The sequence below is a fragment of the Mesorhizobium sp. LCM 4576 genome (genome assembly GCF_001854815.1).
Lineage (GTDB): Bacteria > Pseudomonadota > Alphaproteobacteria > Rhizobiales > Rhizobiaceae > Mesorhizobium > Mesorhizobium plurifarium.
In genome coordinates this window covers 38,898-61,418 of the sequence record NZ_MDDT01000020.1, presented here as the reverse complement: position 1 = coordinate 61,418, position 22,521 = coordinate 38,898, and the positions used below count along the sequence as shown (strand labels likewise).

The window sequence follows — 22,521 nt, the reverse complement described above, 5'->3', positions numbered from 1 at the left end:
CTCAGACGCGCTCAAGCGCGATGGCGATGCCCTGGCCGACGCCGATGCACATGGTGGCCAGAGCCAGTTTGCCGCCGCGCTCGCTGAGCTCGCGCGCCGCCGTGCCGGTGATGCGCGCGCCGGACATGCCGAGCGGATGACCCAGCGCAATCGCGCCGCCATTGGGGTTCACATGCTCCGCCTTCTCGGAGATTCCGAGTTGGCGGAGCACGGCAATGCCCTGGGAGGCGAAGGCTTCGTTCAATTCGATGACGTCGAACTGTTCCGGCGTCAGGCCGAGGCGGGCGCAAAGCTTCTTGGTGGCCGGCGCCGGTCCGATGCCCATGATGCGCGGCGCAACGCCGGCGACGGCGCCGCCGAGGATACGGGCGATCGGCGTCAACCCATGCTTCTTCGCAGCCGCTTCCGAAGCGACGATGAGGGCCGCCGCGCCGTCATTGACGCCRGAGGCATTGYCAGCGGTCACCGTGCCGCCCTGGCGGAACGGCGTCGGCAGTTTGGCCAGCGTCTCGACCGTCGTGCCGGCGCGGGGATGTTCGTCCTTCGACACGACGACCGCGTCGCCTTTCCTCTGCGGGATGGTCACCGGCGTGATTTCCTTCGCCAGACGGCCATTGGCCTGCGCGGCCACCGCCTTGTCCTGGCTGCGCACGGCGAAGGCGTCCTGGTCGGCGCGGGAGACGGAAAAATCCTCGGCGACGTTCTCGCCGGTCTCCGGCATGGAATCGACGCCATACTGCTTCTTCATCAGCGGGTTGACGAAGCGCCAGCCGATGGTGGTGTCGTAGATCTCGGCATTGCGCGAGAAGGCGGTGTCGGCCTTCGGCATGACGAAGGGCGCCCGGCTCATCGATTCCACACCGCCGGCGACCATCAGCTCCGCCTCGCCTGATTTGATGGYGCGCGCGGCGATGGTGACGGCATCCATGCCGGAACCGCACAGGCGATTGACCGTCGAACCGGGAATGTCCTGCGGGAGGCCGGCAAGCAGCAGTGCCATGCGCGCGACGTTGCGGTTGTCCTCGCCGGCCTGGTTGGCGCAGCCATAGACGACGTCATCGATCGCTGCCCAATCGATGCCCTTGTTGCGTTCCACGAGCGCCCGCAACGGGATGGCGCCGAGATCGTCGGCGCGGACGGAGGACAGCGAACCRCCAAAGCGGCCGATCGGCGTGCGGATGTAGTCGCAGATGAAGGCTTCAGTCATTTATGCAGCTTTCCCTTTGGCGGTCCCTTGATGCGCCGCCTTGGTGCGGGCCTGCAGGTCGCGCAATGTCTTCAGCTCGAGTTCCGTCGGCGCCGGCGTCTCGTCAAGGGCCTCAGCGAACTTGACCGTCCAGCCACAGGTTTCCTGCACCTGCTCGCGGCTGACGCCCGGATGCAACGAGACGACGGTGAACTCCTTGGTCACCGGGTCGGGCTTCCAGATGGCGAGGTCGGTGATCAAGAGCGTCGGCCCGGCGGTGTCGATGCCGAGGCGCTTGCGATGATCGCCGCCGTCGCCATGGCCGAAGGAGGTGAAGAAGTCGATCTTCTCGACCATGCCGCGCTTCGACTGGGCCATGGTGATGTAGACCTGCCTCGACGAGGTGGCGATCTCCGGCGCGCCGCCGCCGCCGGGCAGGCGGGTCTTGGGATGCGCGTAGTCGCCGATGACGGTGGTGTTGATGTTGCCGAACTTGTCGAGCTGGGCGGCGCCAAGGAAGCCGATCGAGATGCGGCCGCCCTGCAGCCAGTAGCGGAACATCTCCGGCACCGCGACGGTGGCGACCGCGGTCTCGCACAATTCGCCGTCGCCGATCGAGAGCGGCAGCACGTCGGGCGCGGTGCCGATGGTGCCGCTCTCGTAGATCAAGGTGATGTCGGGCGCGTGCGTCAGCCGCGCGACGTTGCAGGCGGCCGACGGCGCGCCGATGYCGACGAAGCAGACATCGTCGCTTTTCAAGGCGCGGCTGGCGGCGATCGTCATCATCTCGTTCGGGGTGAAGCCCATATCCTTCGCGTCGCTCATGCGGCTTTCCTCAGACGCTCGACGCGGCCGGCAAAGTCGTCCGCGCCGCTCTCGATGACATTCTTCTGCATCCACGCCTGGAAGCGGTCGCGGTCGGCGGCGATCTCGTCCCATTCGAGATAGGCGGCGTTGTCGCGCTCATAGTAGCCATGCGTGTAGGAGGGATGCGAGCCGCCCGGCACAATGGAAATCGCCGCGATCGTCCAGTTTGGCAGCACGGTGAGGTTGGGGTGGAGGTCGTCGAAATCGTCGACCACTTCCTCGACCGTCACGACGGCGCGCTTTGCCGCCAGCACCGCCTCCTTCTGGATGCCGATAATGCCCTCGACCAGCACGTTGCCTTTCCGGTCCGCCTTCTGCRCGTGGATGAAGGTGACGTCCGGCCTTATCGCCGGAACGGCGGCCAGCACCTCGCCGGTGAAGGGGCAAGTGACCGATTTGATGTTGGGATTGACCGCAGCGAGACCGGCGCCGCGATAGYCGCGGAACACCGCGCAGGGCAGGCCGGCGGCGCCCGCCTCATAGGCATTGGCCATGCCGGCGTGGYTGTGCTCCTCGACCTCGATTGAGCGCGGAAAACCGTTCTCGATGGCGTCGCGGGCGCGCCTGAGCAGGCCGACGCCTGGATTGCCGACATAGGAGAAGACGACCTTCTTCGCCATGCCCATGCCGATCATCTGGTCGTAGATCAGGTCGGGCGTCATGCGGATCAGCGTCAGGTCGCGAAAGCCCTGGCGGATCGCCTCATGCGCGGCGGCGGTCGGGATCAGATGGGTGAAGCCCTCGAAGGCGACCGTATCACCGTCGTGCAGATTTTCCGCGACCGCCTCTTTCAGCGGCAGGAATTTGACCATCTCGAGGCTCCGTGAAAAAGTTCGTATTGCGAACATCTGTTTTATATGAGATACTTTTAACTCCAACCTCTGGATTGAGTCAACGCTGGCCTGGAGAGGTTCGTGGAAGAGGAATCCATTTCACGCGACCATGTCGGCTCGCTGGAACGCGGTTTGGCGGTGATGGAAATCCTCGCGCGCCATCCGGGCGGCATGACGCTGACCGAGATGGCCGAAGAGGCTGACCTCACCCGCGCGGGCGCCCGCCGCTTCCTGCTGACATTGGTCGCCACGGGCTATGCGACGCAGTCCGGCCGGCTGTTTTCGTTGTCGCCGCGTCTTTTGACAGTCGCGCGGACATGGCTCGGCGGCGCATCGCTGTGGACCTTTGCCGCACCCATCATGCGCGAGGTGGCGGGGAAATTCGACGAAGCCTGCAACGCTGCGGTGCTGTCGGGCGAGGACGTTGTCTATGTCGCGCGCATCCCCGGACGGCGCATCTTGAATGTTGCGCTCGATGTCGGCACGCGGCTGCCAGCCTATTGCACCTCGATGGGGCGGGTGCTGCTTTCGGGCCTGCCGGCGGATGAGTTGAAGACCTTCCTTGCCGAAGCGTCCATCGAGCGGCGGACGCCGAAGACGATCACCGGCCGCGCCGCGCTTGGCAAAGCCATCGACAGGGCGAGGGCGGACGGCTTCGCTATCGTCGACGAGGAGTTGGAGCTCGGCCTGCGTTCGATCGCGGTGYCGATCGCCGATCGCGGCGGCCGTRCCGTCGCCGCCWTCAAYGTCTCGACGCAGTCGGCGCGTTTCTCGGTCGAGGCGATGGAGCGCGACATCCTGCCGGTGCTGCGGCRGGCCAAGCGGCGGGTGGAGGAATTCTTCTTCGTTTGATCCGCGATCGTCGTCGGTAGCCGGCCAATTGTCTTAGATCGGCGCCGCCCCTCATCCGGCTGCCGCCACCTTCTCCCCGTATAGAGACGGGGAGAAGGAGCTAACCGTTGACGCTTCATTTCGGATACGATATTGAACAGGATTATACAGGTTCATTGGACAGGTATCGATATGGCCCGTCGCGCGATGCAGCTCTCACCCGGCACGGGCAAGCCCGAGCAGATCGCGACGGTACTGGAGCATGAGATACGCTCCGGCGTGCTTGGCTTCGGCGACCGCCTGCAGAGCGAGAACGAGCTCGTCCAGCGCTTCTCCGTCAGCCGCAACACGGTGCGCAAGGGGCTGGAAGAACTGTCGAGCCGCGGGCTGATCACCACCAAGGTCGGCATCGGCTCCTTCGTGACCTTCGACGGCATGCCGGTCGATGACGCGATCGGCTGGTCGCGCGCGCTGGCCAATGCGGGCGCCAATGCCGAGACCCGCACCCTGCGGCTCGAGATTATCGAGGACGCCGAGCTGGCGGCCAGGCTCGGGGTCAAGAGTTCGTCCTTCATCGCCGTCGACCGCGCCCGTACCAATGCCGATGACGGCCACGCCATCTCGATCGAGCGCAGCCGCCTGCCGTTGTCGCCCGAATTGGAGGACATTCCCCTGCGCGGCCTGCGCGAAGGCACGCTGCACCAGACGCTGCGCGGCGCAGGGCTTGTTCCCGACCATGGCGAGGAGTGGGTCGACATCGAGATGCTGAGCGCGGCCGATGYGGCAATCCTCGCCTGCGCGCCCGGCACGCCGTTCCTGCGCACGCGTCGCCTGACGCGCGCCGCCGACGGACGCGCCATCGAATTCGTTACCAGCCTGCTCAACCCCGCGCATTTCGCGCTGCATCTGGAGTTCTGAGCATGGCGGCTGACGCGATGGATCGTGCAATGGGCGCGCTGGTCGGCGGGGCGCTTGGCGATGCGTTGGGCATGCCGACGCAGTTGCTTTCGCCGGCCCGCATTGCCGCGTTCTACGGCCATGTCGAGGGTTTCGTCGCGCCTAGGGCCGATCACCCGGTGTCGAAGGGGCTGCCGGCCGGCGCTATCACCGACGACACCGAACAGGCGCTGCTGCTTGGCCGCATCCTCGTCGAGTCCGGCGACCGCTTCGACCATGCGCGCTGGGTCAACGCGCTGCTCGACTGGGAGCGCGACGTCAAGGCGCGCGGCAGCTACGACCTGCTTGGACCGTCGACCAAGCGCGCCATCGACGCCATCAACAGCGGCGTGCCGGCCGAAGAGGCCGGGCGCGGCGGCGACACCAATGGCGCTGCGATGCRCATCGCGCCGGTCGGTATCATGATGCCGCCGGAGCCGCTCGCGGCACTGGTCGCCAAGGTGGCGGAAACCTGCCGGGCCACGCACAACACATCCATCGCGATCGCTTCCGCCAGTGCCGTTGCCGCCGCAGTCAGCCTTGGCATTTCGGGCAGCGACTGGCGCGCCGCTTCCGGTCATGGGGTCGCGGCCGCGAGACTTGGCGCCACGCTTGGCCATTGGGTCACCGGCGGCGATATCRCCGCGCGCATCCTCTGGGCGCAGGAGCTTGTCCGCGGCAAGGCGGAGAAGGAAGCCATCAAGCTGATCGTCGACCTCGTCGGCACCGGCGTCGCCAGCCAGGAATCGGTGCCTGCGGCATTCGCGGTGCTGGAGGTCGCGCAAGGCGATGCCTGGCGGGCTGCCGTGATCGCCGCCAATCTCGGTGGCGATACCGACACGATCGGGGCGATTGCCGCCGGCATGGCCGGCGCCTGCGCCGGCCTGTCGGAGCTGCCGCAGGATCGCATTGCGGAACTGAAGGGCATCGACATCGCGGAGGTTCGTGCGCTGGCTGAGGATCTGGTCGCGGCGCGCCGCTCCAAGGCTGGTTCAGGCAAGGAGGACGCGGCGTGAGCGGGCGGCTCGTCCATGTCGGCAGCGCGGTGGTCGACTATGTCTACCGTATCGACGCCTTGCCGGCGGCCGGCACGGAAAAGACCGCGTCGAGCTATGCTCGCGTCGCCGGYGGCGGCTTCAACATGATGGTCGCGGCAGGCCGCACCGGCATGAAGGTGGTGTTCGGCGGCCAGCTCGGCACCGGGCCGGACGGAGACTTCCTGCGCGCCGCCTTCGCCGCCGAAGGCATCGAGACGCTGATGCCGCCGTCGCCCTTGATGGACAGCGGCAATTGCGTCGCCATGATCAGCGGTGACGCGGAGCGCACCTTCGTCTCCTGGCCGGGCGCCGAAAGCCGGCTCACGCCGGACATGATGAAGCCGGTGCAAGCCGTTCCAGGCGATTGGGTTTTCACCTCGGGCTACACGCTGAGCTATCCCGGCAGCCGCGATGCGCTCGCCGATTGGATCGAAGCGTTGCCGGCAGGCATTCCCTTCGTCTTCGATCCAACGCCGGTGATCGCGGATATTCCGCGCCCGATCCTGGACAGGGTGCTGGCGCGCACGACCTGGCTGAGCTGCAACACCAACGAGGCCGCCGAGATCGCCGGCGCCGGCGATGCCCAGACCGTGGCCATCCGGTTGCTGGCCGAGCACTGCACGGGGGCCGAAGGCGTCGTCATCCGCGCCGGCGCGCATGGCTGCCTGGTGCGCATGGCCGACGGCGGCACCCGCGCGGTGCCGGGTTTCGAGGTGGAGGCGGTCGACACCAACGGGGCCGGCGACACGCATATCGGCGCCTTCGTCAGCGRCCTTTCGCGCGGCATGTCCCCTTGCGAGGCGGCACGCTACGCCAATGCGGCCGCCGCGCTTTCGGTCACCCGCCATGGCGGGTCCTCGGCGCCGACCGACATGGACATCCTCGAATTCCTGGCCGAGCGCGGCGAAGCGATGACCGCGCCTGGCCGGGGGGAAACGACCGCAACTTAACAAGCCCGTCAACCGGGCGAACAATGAGAGGAAAAGAACATGCGCATGCCCAGACTGACCGCTTTCCTGACGGCCACCGCCGTCTTCGTCTCCGCCTTCACGCTGGCAGCACAAGCCGCCGAGGAAGTGCATGTGCTCAACTGGAAAGGTTATGGYGCCGACGAGCCGTGGGCGGTCGCCAATTTCGAGAAGGCGACCGGCTACAAGGTGGTCAACGACTTCTTCAACTCCGAACAGGAGATGCTGACCAAGATCCGCACCAATCCCGGCCTCTACGACGTCGTGATGATCAATGYCGCCTTCAACGACCAGGCGATGGCCGRCAAGCTGATCCAGCCGATCGACGTCTCGAAGCTCTCCAACTATGCCGACATCGCCAAGGACAAGGCCGGCTCGCCGATGCTCAACCATGACGGCAAGGTCTATGGCGTGCCGTGGGTGTGGGGCCTGACGGCTCTGGCCATCAACGACAAGTCCTTCGACAAGCCGCCGACGTCGATCGCCGAAATGTGGGACCCGGCGCATAAGGGCCGCGTCATCATCCGCGACGACRCCGTCGAGGCGGTGCAGTTCGGCGCGATCGCCTCGGGTCAGAACATCAACGACATCAAGGATATGGACGCGGTCAAGGCGAAGCTCACCTCGCTGATGCCGCAGATCAAGACCTTCTGGAGCTCCGAGAACGACTGGAACCAGATGGTCGCCTCCAACCAGATCGATATCGGCACCTATTGGAGCGGCTCGGCCGACCGCGCCAAGACGCATTTCAAGCTGCCGGTCTCGCTGGTCATTCCGCAGGAAGGGGCCGTCGCTTGGCTCGACGCCTTCTCAATCCCCGTCGGTTCCAAGAACGTCGCCGGCGCCGAGGCCTTCATCAACTACATGATCGACCCGAAATTCTATGTCGAATGGGTCACCAAGGTCGGCGCGCCGGTCTCGGCCAACACCAAGGCGGTGGACTCRCTGCCGGAGGATGCCTTCAACCGCAAGGTCATGGGCAGCCCCGAGGTCGCCAAGCGCATCCAGTTCCAGGCGCCGATCACCGACGAGCAGCGCGAAAAGTACCTGGCGCTGTGGCAGGAGCTGAAGGTCAACGTGAAGTAATCGATGTCTTTCGGGGAGGAGAGGCAGAATGGCTGACGAGCTTGCGATCGGTTCGCGAAGCGGACTGAAGCCGGCGCTGCCGCTTCTCCTTCCCGCCTATCTGTGGCTGACGCTGGCGATCTTCCTGCCGCTGTCGGCCATGGTGTTCTTCTCCTTCATGACCGACCTGCCGCTGGCGGGCAAAGAGTGGTCGTTCACGCTCGGCAATTACGCGGCCTTCTTTTCACAAAGCCTCTATTCGCGGCTTTTGCTTTCATCGCTGCGGCTCGGGCTCGAGGTGACACTTTGGTGCGTCGTCATCGGCTACCCGGCGGCCTATGTGCTGGCCAAGGTGCTGAAAGGGCGCAGCCGCGAGGCGATCTTCCTGCTCGTCATCCTGCCCTTCTGGTCGAACGGGCTGGTGCGCATCTTCTCCTGGGCCATGGTGCTGCGCGAAGGCGGCATCCTCGACACCGCGCTCAACGCGGTGCTGCCGTTCAAGATCAACATCGACCTCATGTATTCCTATCCGGCCGTCATCATCGGCCTGGTGCACTCCTATGTGCCCTACATGGTGCTGACCTGCTATCTGACGCTGCAGRCCATTGACGACTCGCTGATCGAAGCCGGCCGCTCACTTGGCGCCTCGCGGCGGCAGGTGCTTTGGCGGGTGATCATCCCGCTGTCGATGCCGGGGCTGATCGCGGGTGCCGCGCTGATCTTCGTGCCGGTTGTYGGCTCCTTCATGGAGCCGCGCATTCTGGGCGGCCGCACCGGCACTTTTTACGGCACCGTCATCGAGGACCAGTTCGTCGCCGTCTTCAACTGGCCGCTGGGCGCAGCACTTTCCTTCATTCTGCTCGCGGTCGTGCTGATCATCCTGGCGCTGGCAGCACCTGTGCTGCGGAGGGCCGGCTGATGGCGACGACGCGCATCCTCGAAGGGCTCGGGCGTTTCTACATCGTGCTTTTGCTCGGCTTCCTCTATCTGCCGATCATCATCATGGCGGCGATGTCCTTCAACGCCTCGCCCTTCTACCAATTGCCGTTCGAGTGGACGACGGACTGGTACGCCTCGCTCTGGCAGAACGACCAGCTGATCGCGGCGACCTGGAACAGCATCGAGATCGCCATCATCACCACTTTGATTTCGACCGTGCTCGGCTCGATGGCTTCGCTGGCGCTCTACCGCTACGAGTTCCGCGGCAAGAAAGTCCTGCAGGTGCTGCTCTTCCYGCCGATCGCCATTCCGTGGCTGATCACCGGCACGGCTATGCTGATCTTCTTCTTCGGCGTCGGCATCGGCCGCGGGCTCATCGCTATCCTGCTCGGCCATGTCGCGCTGGCGTTGCCCTATGTGATCGTCGTGGTGTCGGCGCGGCTGCAGACCTTCGCGCCGGAGCTCGAAGAAGCCGCGCGCTCGCTCGGCGCCAACCAGTGGCAGGTGACCATGCGCGTGACGCTGCCCTGGATCATGCCCGGCGTGATCGCCGGCGGGCTGTTCGCCTTCGCCGTGTCGTTCGACCAGTTCGTCGTCTCCTACTTTCTGTCGACGCCCGGCCAGACGACATTGCCGGTCGAGATCTATGCCGCGATCCRCAAGGGTTTTACCCCGGAGATCAATGCGGTCTCGACGATCATCATTGTCGTGTCGATGGCGCTGATGCTGCTCACGGCACGCTTCTTCAAATTCGGCGGAGAGAAATAATGGCTGGCGTCCAGGTCGCGAACGTCTCCCGCAGTTTCGGCGCGCACAAGGCGCTGGACGATGTCTCGATCGATTTCGCCGATGGTGGCTTCTACGCGCTGCTCGGTCCGTCCGGCAGCGGCAAGACCACGCTGCTGCGTCAGATCGCCGGTTTCGATTTTCCGGATGCCGGCCGCATCGCCATCGGCGGCGAGAGCGTCGAGCGCGTGYCGGTCGAGAAGCGCCGCATCGGCATGGTGTTCCAGAACTATGCCCTGTTTCCCAATATGAGCGTCGCCGACAATGTCGCCTTCGGCCTTTCGGTGCGCGGCGAGGCCAAGGCGGCGATCGCGGCGGAGGTGCAACGCGCGCTCGATCTCGTGCAGCTCGGCAAGCTCGGCGCCCGCAAGCCTCATCAGCTCTCAGGCGGCCAGCGGCAGCGCGTGGCGCTGGCGCGCGCCATCGTCACCAAGCCGCGCGTGCTGCTTCTCGACGAGCCGCTCGGCGCGCTCGACAAGGCGCTGCGCGTCGATATGCAGATCGAGCTGAAGCGCATCCAGCGCGAGATCGGTATCACCACCATCTTTGTCACCCACGACCAGGAAGAGGCGCTGACGATGAGCGACCGCATCGGCATCCTGCGCGACGGCAGGCTGGTGCAGGAAGGGCCGCCGGAGGAGATCTACGACCGGCCGCAAAGCGAGTTCGCCGCGACCTTCCTCGGCGACGCCAACATCTTTCGCGGCAATGCCACCGGCTCCGGGATCAAGCTGCCGGACGGCACGACGATCGCGGCTTCGACAGGCGCATCGGTGCCGGCCGGCGCCAAGGCGAGCTGCGCAGTCCGGCCCGAGCGCATCCGGATTTCAACCGGCGGGGCGAAGCCCGATCCAGCCGATGCCAACACACTCAAGGGCCAGGTCTCGAAGCGCATCTTCGCCGGCAACAACAGCACCTATTTCGTCGACCGCGATGGCCAGACGTTGAAGGTGATCGTGCAGAACACCGGCGCCGAGCGGCTGGCCGAGGGCCAGCCGGTGGTGCTCAGCTGGTCGCCGGACAGCACGGTGCTGATTGCGGCCTGAGCACGCCGATGCTCGAAGCCAGGCAGAGGCGGCTCAAATCTCCGGGATGCTCTCGCGGAAAATCACTTRCAGCCGCGGCTGGTGGAGCTCGTAGGGCAATCCCCTGACGGAGTGAGCGAGGATGTTGAGCGCTTCCCTGGCCTCGACGCGCGGGTTCTGGTCGATGACCGCGTCGAGCGTGCCGTCGAGCAGAAGCTCCTTGGTGCCGTCCGTCACCTCATGGCCGAGGAAGATGATCTCCTTCGCGCGTCCGCGCTCCTTCAGCGCGCGGGCGATGCCTGTGTTGCCGGCGCCGACATTGTAGATCGCGGCGAGGTCAGGGTGGCGTTCGAGCAGGGCCGAGGCTTCCGAATAAGCCTTTTCGCGGTCGTCGARCATTTCACGCATCTCGACGATCTCGAGGTTGGGAGATTCCTCGGCGACGATATGGCGAAAGCCCATCTCGCGCTCCTCATGGCCGCGATAGGCAAGCGAGYCGGCGAACAGCGCGACCTTGCCCGGATGTCCGGCGCCCATGAAGCGGTTGAGGAGATAACCGGCCAGACGGCCCGCGGCGCGGTTGTCGATACCGATATAGGCGACCCGCGGCACATGCAGGATGTCGGAGGCGATGGTCACGACCTTGATGTCGCTCGCCGAGAGYGAGCGGATCGCCTCACGCACCGTCGGGTGGTCGAGCGCGATGACGCCGACGCCTTGCGTCTGGCCGTGCAGATCCTGCAGCAAACKGGCAAGCCGGTCGGGGTTGAAGCCTTCGATGGTGGTCACGCGGACGTCGAGATCGGGTCGGGTCAACGCCTGAGCCTCGATGTGCCGGTGCAAGAGCTTGATGAAGGAGTTGGTGCCGGCCGGCAGYGCGAAGTCGAGCCGGATCGTCTGCCCCGGCACGGTTCGTTGCGGCGCGCCGTTCGGCGTTTCGGCGATGTAGCCCAGGCGCTGCGCCATCTCGATGACGATCTCGCGCGTGCGGGCCCGCACGCCCGGCCGGTTGTTGAGCACACGGTCGACCGTGGCCGGAGAAACGCCGGCTTCGCGGGCTATGTCTGTCAGGGTTGACCGCACGTCGAGCACCTCATCGCAAGCATCAAAATCACGCAGCGTCCACTCAGTTCCGGAAAACGCCTCAGCAGCGACCGCGATTCTGATGTGAAATGATGTAACCGCCCTTGGCTTGCGCGCAAGCCGGCGCGGTACACAAGGCGGCGAAGGTCGGGCCAAGCCGGTCGGATCGCGGCAAGAACCCCTCAAATCCAAGCAATAGGTGCGAGGTGCCGGGTATGTTGGACTGCATTCTCTCCCTCATTTGCGATCTTATGACGTATTTTGAGTATTTATGATGTTGACAGGCTTCACGCGCTGTCGTCAATATCCCTCACGCGGGCCATGGAGGAACAGGCCCCGAGGGAGGAATTCGATGTCTCATTTGATCCGCATGTCGCGGCGCCGCCTGCTGGCGTCCGGAGGAAAGGCCGCGGTGTTCGTCGCCGCGACCGGTATTGCACCGCAGTTCATTCGTCCCGGCCGCGCCTTCGCGGCTGATGCGCTGGCGCCCGGCATGATCGGCGGGCCGACCGGCTTCGACGGCGCCGAACGCTACCAGTACGGACCCGACACGCCTGAAGGGCGAGCGGTCGAGGCGGCCAAGGCGCTGAAGGCGGCCGGCAAGGCGCCGGCGAAGATCGTGCTCGGCCTGTCCGATGGCTCGATCGGCCAGCTGACCAAGYCGTTCCCGGCCGGCGCGCCGTCGATCAAGGATCTCTGGGAAAAGGAAACCGGCATCCAGATCGAGATCGTCGGCCTGCCGAACGGCCAGGAATTCACCAAGACGATGCAGGACATCTCCACCAAGGGTGGGGCCTACGACATCTACTCGACCGAATGGAACCGGCTTGGCGATCTCGCCGAAACCGGCGGCATCGCCAAGCTCGACGACTTCGTCGCCAAGCACAAGCCGGAGTGGGACGACCCGAAGCAGGGCTACGTCAACGGCGCCAAGGGCGTGTCGCTGCTCAACCAGTATCGCGGCTCGACCTATGGCGTGTCGCTGGACGGCGATTTCCAGACCTGGGTCTACCGCACCGATCTGTTCGGCGACGCCGCCGAGCAGAAGGCGTTCAAGGACAAATACGGCTACGATCTTGCGCCGCCGAAGACCTGGAAGCAGCACGGCGATGTCGCGGCCTTCTTCCAGCGGCCGGACAAGGGCCTGTTCGGCTCGACCGATCTGCGCAACCAGGGCTGGGGCTACACCAACTGGTACCAGCGCTATGTCTCGATGGCCTCGCCCAACCAGTTCCTGTTCGGCGACGACGGCAAGCCGCTGATCAATTCCGAGCAAGGCATCGCGGCGACGAAGGAATATGTGGATTCGCTGGCGCACCATTCGCCGGACGCGATCTCGTGGGGCTGRCCGGAGCAGTATGGCAATTTCGCCRAGGGCGGTGCGGCGATGACCTGCGCCTTCTCCAACCTGCCGAAATTCCTCGACAATGCCRGCAACAAGGATTCCGCCGTCACCGGCAAGATCGGCTCGATGCTGCCGCCGGGACGCGAGATCGACGGCAAGCTGATCAGCCGCTCGGTGCTCTGGTTCTCGCTGACCGGCATGGTCTCGTCGCAGTCGAAGAATCCGGAGGCGGCCTATCTCTTGCTGCAGTGGCTCGGCTCGGCCCGCATCTATGCCTGGATGAGCGCCAATCCCGGCGGCTATCTCGATCCGTTCCGGCTGTCGGACTTCGCCGATCCGCTGGTACGCCAGACCTATCACGCCTACCACATGGACGTGGTGCGCGAGACGGTGGCGCGCACGGTGCCAACCATCAACTATCCCGGCRCCACCGCCTTCCACAATGCGCTCGACGAGAACCTCGTGGCCTCGCTGACCAAGGCCAAGACGCCGGAGCAAGCGATGGCCGACACAGAGCGGGAGTGGAAGAAGATCGCGCGCCGCATCGGCGAGGACAAGCTCCTCGAAGCCATCAAGACCAACAAGGAGGCCTGGCCGACCGTTCTCGATCCGATCAGCTGATCCGCCTCCCTGGATCAGAACCGGAGGGGAGGGGCGTCAGCTCTTCCCCTCCTTCCTAACGCCACCAGCAAAGCAGCCAGATGAAGCGTTCCGTTCCTTTCGAGATATTCCGCTACGCCGCGATCCTCGCGGCGATGGCGGTGACGCTGGTGCCGATCCTGTGGATGGTGTCGATGGCCTTCAAGCCGATCGGCGAGTGGTCGGCGACGGGCGCCGACCTGACCTGGTGGCCGAAGCAGCCGACGCTTGCCAATTTCCAGTTCGTGTTCGGCCACTCAACCAACGACCTGATCGTCGCGCTCGACCACACGGCGGTGAAGCCGATCCTGTCGTCGCTCTTGTCGGCGGTGTTCGGAACCGTGATCGCCATGTCGGCGGGCACCGCCGCAGCCTATGGCTTGTCGCGCTTCGGCTCCGGCCAGAACCTGCCGCTGGCGCTGATCCAGCTCCGGCTGTTTCCGCCGATGGCCGTCATGATCCCGGTGATGATCATGTGGGCGTTCCTCAATCTCAACGACACGTGGTGGGGACTGGCGCTGATCTACGGCATCGTCACGCTGCCCTTCGCCTTCTGGCTGATGAAGACCTTCTTCGACGACATGCCACGTGAGATCGAGGAGGCGGCCCTCGTCGAGGGCTGCTCGCGGCTGCGCGTCTTCACCCGCATCACGCTGCCGATGATGCGCGCGCCTCTGGCAAGCGCTGCGCTCTTCGTGTTCATCCTCAACTGGTCGGATTATCTCATCGCGCTGCTGCTCACGACGCGCGAATGGGTGACGATCCCCGTCTATATGGCGTCGTTGTCCTCCTCGATGACTGGACAGCTCTACGGCGCCAAGGCCGCGCTCGGCCTGATCGCGGCGGTRCCGCCGGTGATCATGGGCATCGCCATCCAGCGTCACCTGGTGCGTGGGCTGACCTTCGGAGCGCTCAAGCAATGAGCGCGGTGACGGCGACGATTGCGGAGGACAAGATGGGCGCCGTGCATGCCAAGCCGGCCCAGCGGGACGAGGGCGCGCGGCTGGGCTTTCGCCTGACCCTACCGGCGCAGATCCTGGTGCTGTTCATCTCGGCCTTTCCGCTTCTGATGCAGCTCTACATCAGCGTCACCGACTGGTCGCCGCTGTCGGGTGTCGGCTGGTGGAACGCCTGGGAGATGTGGAACAGCTTCGCCAACTACACAGACCTCGCGGCCGACACGCGCTTCTGGAGCGCGCTGCAGCGTACCGCGATCGTCATGCTGGTCTGCGTGCCGGCGGAGTTCCTGCTGGGCCTCGCGCTGGCGACGCTGTTCGCCGACGATTTTCCCGGCAAGCGCATCTTCTATTCGATCCTCTTGATGCCGATGATGGTCGTGCCCGCGGTCGCCGGCTACATGTTCTTCATGCTTTTCCAGTCGGGCGGTCCGGTGAACGACATCCTGTCACGGATCGTTGGCGCGCCGGTCACCATCGCCTGGCTGTCGGRTCCGACCCTGGCGCTGATYGCCGTCATGATCRCCGACATCTGGCAGTGGACGCCGCTGATGTTCCTCATTCTGCTCGCCGGCCTGGTCGGCGTGCCGGAGGACCAGATGAAGGCCGCGACGCTGCTCGGCGCCAATGCCTGGCAGCGCTTCACCACGATCGTGTTGCCGAAGATGAAGACGATCATCATTATCGCGCTGGCGATCCGGGTGATCGAGAATTTCAAGATATTCGACACGCTCTACATCATGACCGGCGGCGGCCCCGGCGTCGCCACCGAGACGATCTCCGTCTATATCTACAAGGTCACCACGCAGGACCTGATCTGGGGCTATGTGGCGGCGATCGCGCTGGCTATCCTGATCGTGCTCTCGATCGTCGCGGTCTACGCCATGAAGCGCATGTCGAAGAGCCGGGAGGAGCCGGCATGAGCGCGATCCACTTGCAAAACCTGGTCAAGAAGTTCGGCGACTTCACCGCRCTGAAGACGATGGACCTCGAGATCGCCGATGGCGAGTTCATGGCGCTGCTCGGACCTTCGGGCTGCGGCAAATCGACGACGATGAACATGATCGCCGGCATGGAAGAGCCGACCAGCGGCAAGATCCTGTTCGGCGAGCGCGACATGGCCGGCGTGCCGATGGGACGGCGCGGCGTGGGCTTCGTCTTCCAGAACTACGCCATCTTCACCCATATGACGGTGCGGCAGAACCTGGCCTACGGGCCCAGGATGCGTGGCGCCGCCAAGGCCGAGATCGACCGCCGCGTCGGCGCCATCGCCGAGATGCTGCAGTTGACGCCATTGCTCGACCGCAAGGCTGACAGGCTGTCGGTCAACATCCTGCAGCGCGTGGCGATCGGCCGCTCGGCGATCATGGAGCCGGCGATCTTCCTGCTCGACGAGCCGCTCTCCAATGTCGACGCCGCCTTCCGCGCGGTGATGCGCACCGAGCTCAAGCAGCTGCAGCGCCAGTTCAGGCAGACGATGGTCTATGTCACGCATGACCAGCTCGAGGCCATGACCATGGCCGACCGCATCGCGGTGATGGACCATGGCGTGCTGCAGCAGGTCGGCACGCCGCTCGAGGTCTACAACAATCCGGCCAATGTCTTCGTCGCGCGCTTCATCGGCGCACCGGGCATGAACCTGCTCAAGGGCAGCCCGGCGGAAAGTGACCGCGGACTGGTGATCGATCTCGGACCGCTTGGCGTCACGCCGCCCTTGCCGGGTGAACTGGCTTCGGCCGTGCGCGCGGCGCGCGGCGACGTGCTCTACGGCTTCCGGCCCGAGCAAGTGGCGCTTGCCGAGCGCGGGCTCTCGATGCCGGTGAGCTTCGTCGAGCGCATAGGCGCGCGCACCATCGTCCATCTCGGCGAAGGCGAGAGCGCGGTGAAGGCGGTGTTCGAGAACGATGTCGGGCTGTCGGTCGGGCAGACGGCGACCTTTGCGCCGCCGGCCTCGTCGGTGCGCGTCTTCGATGCTTCCACCGGCCTCGCAGTGAAGGCGGGCTGAGCCATGGCCGATATCGTTTTCCGCAATGTCACCAAACGCTACGGCAACACGCTTGCCGTCGACGATGCTTCCTTCACCGTCAACGACAACGAGTTCTTCTGCTTCTTCGGCCCGCCGCTGTCGGGCAAGTCGACGATCCTGCGCCTTGTGCTCGGCCTGGAAGCCCCGGATCAGGGCGAGATCCTGATCGGCGGCAAGCCGGTCAACAGCGTCTCGCCGGCCGAACGCAACGTCGCCATGGTGTTCCAGAACCTGGCGCTGTTCCCGCATATGAGCGCGCGCGACAATGTCCGCTTCCCGCTGGTCGAGCGGAAAGTGGCGGAAGCCGAGATCGAGAAGCGGCTGGCGGACGTCGCCACAAAACTTCACATCGGCCATATCCTGCACAAGCCGCCGGCGCAGCTTTCCGGCGGCGAGCGGCAGCGCGTGGCGATCGCGCGCGCCCTGGTGCGCGACCCGGCCGCCTATCTGATGGACGATCCGATCTCGGCGCTCGATGCCAGGCTGCGCGAGGAGACGCGCGTCGAGCTGAAGCGCATCCAGCGCGAGCTCGGCAAGACGCTGATCTATGTCACGCACGACCAGGAAGAGGCGATGTCGGTCGCCGACCGCATGGCCATCCTCGAAAACGGCCGGATCCGTCAGATCGGCGCGCCGGCGGAGATCTACGACCGTCCGGCAAGCGCCTATGTAGCGCGCATGCTCGGCTCGCCGATGATGAACATCCTGCCGTCGGTGCGCGGTGCGGGTGCGATCGAAGCGGCCGAGGGCGCAATCCGCATCGCCGATGACAAAGCGCCGGCCGAGGCGATCGAGATCGGACTCAGGCCCGAGGACATCAAGGTCCGGCCCTGGACGGACAACGGGACGAAGGACGGCCGCCCGGCGCGGGTGTTCGGGGTCGAGCCGCTCGGCGGCTACACCGTGGTGACCATAGAAGCCGGGCAGGCGCGGCTGAGAGCATTGCTGCGCGGCCAGYCCGACATCAGGCCGGATGCGATGGTGGCGATATCCTGCGAGCCGGGTCGCGTGCATTATTTCGACCAGGACGGAGGCGCGCTGTGACGGCGGCCGCAAGGACAGAATTTCGGGAGGAAGTGATGGCAGAAAAAGGCTTCGAGCCGGACGTCAAGGTTCGCACCAGGGAATACCGGATCGGTTGCGTCGGCGCCGGCATGATCATGGCCGAGTGCCATCTGGCGGCCTACAAGGAAGCCGGTTTCCCGGTGGTAGCGATCGCCTCCCGCACCAAGGCGAATGCCGAGAAGGTGGCGACGCGCTGGGGCATTGCGACCGTTCACGACACGCCGGAACAGCTGATCGAGGATCCCAGCGTCGAGATCATCGATCTGGCCTTTCCGCCGGACCAGCAGCCGGCGCTGATCCGCCATGCGCTGAAGCAGAAGCACATCAAGGCGATCCTGGCGCAGAAGCCGCTGGCGCTGTCGGTCGAGGAAGCCGTCAAGCTCCGCGACGAAGCGGCGAAGTCCGGCAAGATCCTCTCGGTCAACCAGAACATGCGCTACGACCAGTCGATGCGTGTCCTGAAACAGATCATCGACAGCGGCGCGCTCGGCGACATCGTCTTCGCGCAGATCGACATGCATGCGATCCCGCATTGGCAGACCTTCCTTCAAGGTTACGACCGGCTGACGCTAGCCAATATGAGCGTGCACCACCTCGACGTGCTGCGCTTCCTGTTCGGCGATCCCGACGAGATCACGACGCTGACGCGCAAGGACCCGCGCACTCGGTTCGACCATTCCGACGGCATCACCGTGTCGACACTGCGCTTCCCGTCGGGCGTGCTTGCGGTGTCGCTGGAGGACGTTTGGTCCGGCCCCCGCCAGGAGGGCTACAAGGACGACCAGCACATCAACTGGCGCGTCGACGGCACCAAGGGCGTCGCCAAGGGCACGATCGGCTGGCCGACCGGTGCGGCCTCGACGCTGACCTACGCTTCGGCCGAGACGACTGGCGGCGAGTGGATGAGCCCGAGCTGGGAGACGATGTGGTTCCCGCATGCCTTCATCGGCGTGATGGAGCAGCTCCAGCACGCGGTGAAGACCGGTACGCCGCCGGCGCTCTCCGTCGCAGACAACGTCAAGACCATGGCGCTGGTCGAGGCAGGCTATCGCTCGATGGCGGCGGGCCGCACGGTCAAGCTTTCCGAAATCTCTATCTGATCACCGCAACCGAAACACCAGACAACTGAATCGCTTACAGGGAGGAATTCACACCATGATGCAGGCAGGTATTTTCACGGGCTATTTCCCGTACGGCCTCGAGGAGACGGCGAAGAAGATCCGCGGGCTTGGTTTCAACACGGTGCAGCTCGATCTGCACTTCAAGGATATCGATCTGTCGGCCGGCCAGATCACCAAGGACAAGGCGAAGAAGGTGCGCGACACCTTCCGCGACCACAACCTGCCGGTCTGCTRCGTGTCGGGCTATACGAACATCATCCACCCGGACAAGGCGGAGCGCGAGAAGCGCGTCGRCTATCTCAAGGAGATCATCCGCAACGCGCGCCATTTCGGCTCRCCTTACGTGATCTCGGAGACCGGCACCTACAACACCGAGTCCGACTGGGTGCATCACCCGAAGAACAAGACCGAAGAAGGTTTTGAAGAGTGCCGCAAGGTGATCGCCGACCTTGCCCAGACGGCTTACGACCACGGCGCGGTGTTCCTGCTCGAAACCTATGTCAACAACGTCGTCGGCTCGGTCGAGGAGACGGTGAAGATGTTCGCGCAGGTCGACCACCCCGGCCTCGGCCTGCTGATGGACCCGACCAACTATTTCGAGACCCACAACATCGACCGGATGGACCAGATCCTGAACCAGGTCTTCGACACGCTGACCGACAAGATCAAAATAGCGCACGCCAAGGACGTGAAGCGTTCCGGCGACGACAAGTCCGAGAAGCATGCCGATATCGGCGATGCGGACGCGATGGAAAGCCACACCTTCCGCGGTGTCGGCGAGATCGAGCTACCGGCTCCGGGCCTCGGCTCGCTGAACTACGACCTCTACCTCCAGCGTCTCGCCGAAAAGCATCCGAACATCCCGATGATCATCGAGCATCTGTCGGAAGACGACGTGCCACGCGCCAAGAAGTTCCTCGACGGGAAGCTGCGCGCCAACGGCCTCTAAGATCGCCGGGCGCCGCCCCGTTTCGGGGGCGGCGCCCGCATTCGCAAGATAGGGAGTGGAGGAAACGAGATGTTGAAATTCGGATTGAAGCTGGCGGCCGCGGCGGCCGTGTTCGCGGGCGTCGCGTTCGGCTCGGCGGCGCAGGCCGCGGATGGCCAGAAGACGTTCTATCTCTTGTCGCATGGCGGCCCGTCCGACGCGTTCTGGATCGACTGGAACGCCGGCGCCACGAAGGCCTGTGACCAGCTCAAGGTGACCTGCAAGATCTCCTTCAGCGGCGGCGATATGGCGGCGCAGAAGGAAGCTTTCAATTCGGCGCTTGCCGCCAAGCCGGACGGCATCGCCACCACCTCGGCGCAACCGGGCTTGTGGACCGAGGAGGTCAAGGCCGCCAAGGCTGCCGGCATCCCGATCGTGTTCTTCAACACGGACGACCCGGCCACCGGACGCCAGGCCTATGTCGGCGCCGACCTCAGGGAAGCCGGCGCGATCTGGGCGAAATATCTCGTCGACCATAAGATGGTGAAGCAGGGCGCCAAGGTGTTCCTGCCGGTCGAGGTGCCCGGCGCCAGCTACCAGCAGCTCGAGACGGAAGGCATCGCCAGCGTCTTCGATCCGCTCGGCATCAAATATGACGTGGTCGATTGCGGCACCGATCCGGCCGGCATCATCGCCAAGATGACCGACTACATGGTCGCCAACAATCCGCCGGCGATCATCGCGCTGGGCGATTCCGTGGCGGCGAGCGTCAAGCGGGTGTTCGACGGCGCCGGCATCCCGGCCGGCAAGATCCCGGTCGTCGGCTGGGGCAATTCGAAGGAGACGGCGCAGGCGGTCAAGGACGGGTTCGTCAACGCCGCCGCCTGGCAATACCCCTCGGCGCAAGGCTTCATGCCGGTCGCGCTGCTCGGGCTCGCCGCTTCGGGCGAACCGATCGGCTACGACATCCACACATTCGGCCTCTATGACGCCTCCAGCGTCGAGCCGATCCTGAAGCTCTACGACAAGAAGTGAGAGAACTGGCGCCCGTCGCKCGAGCGTCGGGCGCCATGCAGAAAAGCATGGTTCAGCAAGTCATGACAGTTACAGCGGAAGATGGCGCGGGGCGCGCGAAAGGYAGGTCGAGCCTGATGCGCTCGCCGCAATTCTCCTCCTTCGTCATCCTCGTCGTGCTTCTGGTGGTGTTCGCGGTCGCCGACGGCAATTTCCTGTCGCCGCTCAACATCTCCAACATGATGGCGTTCCTGCCGGAGCTCGGCATTATCGCGCTCGGCATGACGCTGCTTCTGACCGCCGGCGAATTCGACCTGTCGGTCGGCGCGGTGTTCGGCCTGGCGCCGGTGATGGTGATGCTGCTGGTGCAGAATACCGGGGTCGATATCGGCGTGGCGCTGCTCGCAGGGCTGCTGCTCTGCATCGCGATCGGCGCGATCAATGGCGTGATCGTCACCAAGATCGGCATCTCCTCCTTCCTGGTGACGCTATCGATGCTGCTCATCGTGCGCGGCGCCGCGCTCTACATCACGCAGGGCTTTCCGCTGAAGTCCTGGGACCAGCCCGGCTTCTTCGTGACGCTGCTCGCCGGCAGCTTCAATATCGGCGCTTTCCGCTTCTACACCTCGCTCTGGTGGTTCATCGGGCTCTCGCTGCTTGCGGTCTATGTGCTGCGCTATGCGAAGCTCGGCAACTGGATCAGCGCCATCGGCTCCAACCGCAACGCGGCGGTGGCGCGCGGCGTGCCGGCCGATGCGGTCAAGATCTGGCTGTTCATCGCGACCTCCGTGCTCGCCGGTCTCGCCGGCATGATCAGCRCTTTCCGCATCTCGGCGGCCTCGCCGGTGGCGGGAACCGGCTATGAGCTCGAGGTGATCGCCATGGTCGTGGTCGGCGGCACGGCGCTGACGGGCGGGCGCGGCACGATTCTCGGCACCATCGTCGGCGCGCTGATGCTGCGCGCGATCCGCAACGGCATCGTGCTCGTCGGCGTGCCCGGGCTCGCCTACAACATCTTCGTCGGGGTCATCATCCTCGCCATGCTCATCCTGCACGCTTTGCTGCAGAAAAACGCCGCAAGGAGCTGACGACGATGCAGGAAGTGCTCCGGCTGCAGAACCTGCAAAAATCCTTCGGCAGCGTGCGCGCGCTGAAGAATGCCTCGCTGACGCTCAAGGAAGGCGAGGTGGTGGCGCTGCTCGGCGACAACGGCGCCGGCAAGTCGACCCTGATCAAGGCGATCTCGGGCGTCTTCCCGATCGATCGCGGCGATATCTATGTCCGCGGCGAGAAGGTCTCGATCCGCTCGACGCGCGAGGCGATGGACCTCGGCATCGAGACCATCCATCAGGACACATCGCTTGCGCCCGACCTCAGCATTGCGCGCAACCTGTTCCTCGGCCGCGAGCCGGTCAATCTCAAATGGCTGGGCGTCTTCGCGCCGCTCGACCTCGCCAAATTGCGCGACGYGGCCTCGGCGTTGCTGAAGCGCGTCGGCATCTCCAAGAAGCTCGACGCCGACGCCCTGGTCTCGACGCTGTCAGGCGGCGAGCGGCAGTCGATCGCCATCTCGCGCGCCATGCAGTTCGCCGCCAAGGTGATCATCCTCGACGAGCCGACCAACAATCTCGGCGTCGAGGAGACGCATGGCGTGCTGCGCTTCGTCAAGGAGATGCGCGAGGCCGGGCATTCGGTGCTCTTGATCACCCACAACATCCACCATGTCTTCGAGGTCGCCGACCGCATCATCGTCATGCGCCGCGGCGAGATCGTCGCCGAGCAGACCGTCGCCGACACCGACCTGTTGACCGTGGAAAGCCTGATAACCGGCGCCGACCTTTCGGCCCTGATGAAAAGGGCGCAGTGACGGC

The 22,521-nt window shown here is 65.0% G+C and carries 22 protein-coding genes; 18 read left to right on the top strand and 4 right to left on the bottom strand.

Features of this window, described 5'->3' with window-relative positions; genetic code table 11:
* Nucleotide 1: 1 nt before the first annotated feature.
* The 3 genes from pcaF to LCM4576_RS11290 are packed head-to-tail and all read right to left on the bottom strand — an operon-like array spanning nucleotide 2 to nucleotide 2,865.
* Nucleotides 2–1,207, bottom strand: coding sequence for a 3-oxoadipyl-CoA thiolase (pcaF, locus tag LCM4576_RS11300; RefSeq protein ID WP_071032190.1), 1,206 nt, complete (start codon nucleotides 1,205–1,207; stop codon nucleotides 2–4).
* A complete protein-coding gene (locus LCM4576_RS11295; RefSeq protein ID WP_071032189.1) occupies nucleotides 1,208–2,011 on the bottom strand; it encodes a CoA-transferase subunit beta in 804 nt (267 codons plus the stop codon). It abuts the gene before it with no gap.
* Nucleotides 2,008–2,865 (bottom strand): CoA transferase subunit A, encoded by an 858-nt coding sequence (locus LCM4576_RS11290; RefSeq protein WP_071032188.1) that lies wholly within the window; start codon nucleotides 2,863–2,865, stop codon nucleotides 2,008–2,010. Before LCM4576_RS11290 ends, LCM4576_RS11295 begins: the two co-directional genes overlap by 4 nt.
* Before the next feature lie 102 nt (nucleotides 2,866–2,967).
* Here LCM4576_RS11290 and LCM4576_RS11285 point away from each other — a divergent pair, with 102 nt between their 5' ends.
* The 8 genes from LCM4576_RS11285 to LCM4576_RS11250 all read left to right on the top strand — a co-directional run bounded on the left by LCM4576_RS11285 (nucleotide 2,968) and on the right by LCM4576_RS11250 (nucleotide 10,494).
* Complete coding sequence (locus LCM4576_RS11285; RefSeq protein WP_071032187.1) at nucleotides 2,968–3,738, top strand: IclR family transcriptional regulator C-terminal domain-containing protein; 771 nt, start codon at nucleotides 2,968–2,970, stop codon at nucleotides 3,736–3,738.
* A gap of 171 nt (nucleotides 3,739–3,909) precedes the next feature.
* Nucleotides 3,910–4,635, top strand: a complete 726-nt coding sequence (locus tag LCM4576_RS11280; RefSeq protein WP_071032186.1) for a GntR family transcriptional regulator — start codon at nucleotides 3,910–3,912, stop codon at nucleotides 4,633–4,635.
* A 2-nt stretch (nucleotides 4,636–4,637) separates the two neighbouring features.
* The gene (locus tag LCM4576_RS11275) at nucleotides 4,638–5,669 is read left to right on the top strand and encodes an ADP-ribosylglycohydrolase family protein (protein ID WP_071032185.1); all 1,032 of its coding nucleotides are present in this window, start codon (nucleotides 4,638–4,640) and stop codon (nucleotides 5,667–5,669) included.
* Nucleotides 5,666–6,640, top strand: a complete 975-nt coding sequence (locus LCM4576_RS11270; RefSeq protein ID WP_071032184.1) for a PfkB family carbohydrate kinase — start codon at nucleotides 5,666–5,668, stop codon at nucleotides 6,638–6,640. The genes LCM4576_RS11275 and LCM4576_RS11270 overlap by 4 nt, the downstream gene beginning before the upstream one ends.
* A 39-nt stretch (nucleotides 6,641–6,679) precedes the next feature.
* Complete coding sequence (locus LCM4576_RS11265; RefSeq protein ID WP_071032183.1) at nucleotides 6,680–7,744, top strand: ABC transporter substrate-binding protein; 1,065 nt, start codon at nucleotides 6,680–6,682, stop codon at nucleotides 7,742–7,744.
* A gap of 28 nt (nucleotides 7,745–7,772) precedes the next feature.
* Nucleotides 7,773–8,642: an ABC transporter permease gene (locus LCM4576_RS11260; protein WP_071032182.1), complete on the top strand. Its 870-nt coding sequence runs from the start codon at nucleotides 7,773–7,775 to the stop codon at nucleotides 8,640–8,642.
* Nucleotides 8,642–9,430 carry an ABC transporter permease gene (locus tag LCM4576_RS11255; RefSeq protein WP_071032181.1) on the top strand — a complete coding sequence of 263 codons (789 nt, stop codon included), beginning with the start codon at nucleotides 8,642–8,644 and terminating at the stop codon, nucleotides 9,428–9,430. Before LCM4576_RS11260 ends, LCM4576_RS11255 begins: the two co-directional genes overlap by 1 nt.
* Nucleotides 9,430–10,494, top strand: coding sequence for an ABC transporter ATP-binding protein (locus LCM4576_RS11250; protein ID WP_071032180.1), 1,065 nt, complete (start codon nucleotides 9,430–9,432; stop codon nucleotides 10,492–10,494). The genes LCM4576_RS11255 and LCM4576_RS11250 overlap by 1 nt, the downstream gene beginning before the upstream one ends.
* Before the next feature lie 33 nt (nucleotides 10,495–10,527).
* Here LCM4576_RS11250 and LCM4576_RS11245 read toward each other — a convergent pair whose 3' ends face one another.
* Complete coding sequence (locus LCM4576_RS11245; RefSeq protein WP_071032236.1) at nucleotides 10,528–11,556, bottom strand: LacI family DNA-binding transcriptional regulator; 1,029 nt, start codon at nucleotides 11,554–11,556, stop codon at nucleotides 10,528–10,530.
* Between the two features lie 352 nt (nucleotides 11,557–11,908).
* On the opposite strand from LCM4576_RS11245, the gene LCM4576_RS11240 reads away from it, so the two are divergent.
* The 10 genes from LCM4576_RS11240 to LCM4576_RS11195 all read left to right on the top strand — a co-directional run bounded on the left by LCM4576_RS11240 (nucleotide 11,909) and on the right by LCM4576_RS11195 (nucleotide 22,517).
* Nucleotides 11,909–13,522: an extracellular solute-binding protein gene (locus tag LCM4576_RS11240; protein WP_071032179.1), complete on the top strand. Its 1,614-nt coding sequence runs from the start codon at nucleotides 11,909–11,911 to the stop codon at nucleotides 13,520–13,522.
* A gap of 80 nt (nucleotides 13,523–13,602) precedes the next feature.
* Nucleotides 13,603–14,463, top strand: coding sequence for a carbohydrate ABC transporter permease (locus LCM4576_RS11235; RefSeq protein ID WP_040984053.1), 861 nt, complete (start codon nucleotides 13,603–13,605; stop codon nucleotides 14,461–14,463).
* Complete coding sequence (locus tag LCM4576_RS11230; RefSeq protein WP_071032178.1) at nucleotides 14,460–15,419, top strand: carbohydrate ABC transporter permease; 960 nt, start codon at nucleotides 14,460–14,462, stop codon at nucleotides 15,417–15,419. The genes LCM4576_RS11235 and LCM4576_RS11230 overlap by 4 nt, the downstream gene beginning before the upstream one ends.
* Nucleotides 15,416–16,501 (top strand): ABC transporter ATP-binding protein, encoded by a 1,086-nt coding sequence (locus LCM4576_RS11225; protein ID WP_071032177.1) that lies wholly within the window; start codon nucleotides 15,416–15,418, stop codon nucleotides 16,499–16,501. The genes LCM4576_RS11230 and LCM4576_RS11225 overlap by 4 nt, the downstream gene beginning before the upstream one ends.
* A gap of 3 nt (nucleotides 16,502–16,504) precedes the next feature.
* Nucleotides 16,505–17,566, top strand: a complete 1,062-nt coding sequence (locus tag LCM4576_RS11220; RefSeq protein WP_071032176.1) for an ABC transporter ATP-binding protein — start codon at nucleotides 16,505–16,507, stop codon at nucleotides 17,564–17,566.
* 35 nt (nucleotides 17,567–17,601) lie between these two features.
* Nucleotides 17,602–18,687 (top strand): Gfo/Idh/MocA family protein, encoded by a 1,086-nt coding sequence (locus LCM4576_RS11215; protein WP_071032175.1) that lies wholly within the window; start codon nucleotides 17,602–17,604, stop codon nucleotides 18,685–18,687.
* 55 nt (nucleotides 18,688–18,742) lie between these two features.
* Entirely contained in the window at nucleotides 18,743–19,657 is a 915-nt protein-coding gene (locus tag LCM4576_RS11210) for a sugar phosphate isomerase/epimerase (RefSeq protein WP_071032174.1), read from the top strand.
* A gap of 69 nt (nucleotides 19,658–19,726) precedes the next feature.
* Complete coding sequence (locus LCM4576_RS11205; RefSeq protein ID WP_071032173.1) at nucleotides 19,727–20,671, top strand: substrate-binding domain-containing protein; 945 nt, start codon at nucleotides 19,727–19,729, stop codon at nucleotides 20,669–20,671.
* Nucleotides 20,672–20,733: 62 nt separating this feature from the next.
* Complete coding sequence (locus tag LCM4576_RS11200; RefSeq protein ID WP_071032172.1) at nucleotides 20,734–21,738, top strand: ABC transporter permease; 1,005 nt, start codon at nucleotides 20,734–20,736, stop codon at nucleotides 21,736–21,738.
* A 5-nt stretch (nucleotides 21,739–21,743) separates the two neighbouring features.
* Nucleotides 21,744–22,517 carry an ATP-binding cassette domain-containing protein gene (locus LCM4576_RS11195; protein ID WP_071032171.1) on the top strand — a complete coding sequence of 258 codons (774 nt, stop codon included), beginning with the start codon at nucleotides 21,744–21,746 and terminating at the stop codon, nucleotides 22,515–22,517.
* Nucleotides 22,518–22,521 lie beyond the last annotated feature (4 nt).

Coding starts and splice junctions, on each gene's coding strand:
- LCM4576_RS11215 (WP_071032175.1), top strand. CDS start 17,602: ATGGCAGAAAAAGGCTTCGAGCCGGACGTCAAGGTTCGCACCAGGGAA.
- LCM4576_RS11205 (WP_071032173.1), top strand. CDS start 19,727: ATGTTGAAATTCGGATTGAAGCTGGCGGCCGCGGCGGCCGTGTTCGCG.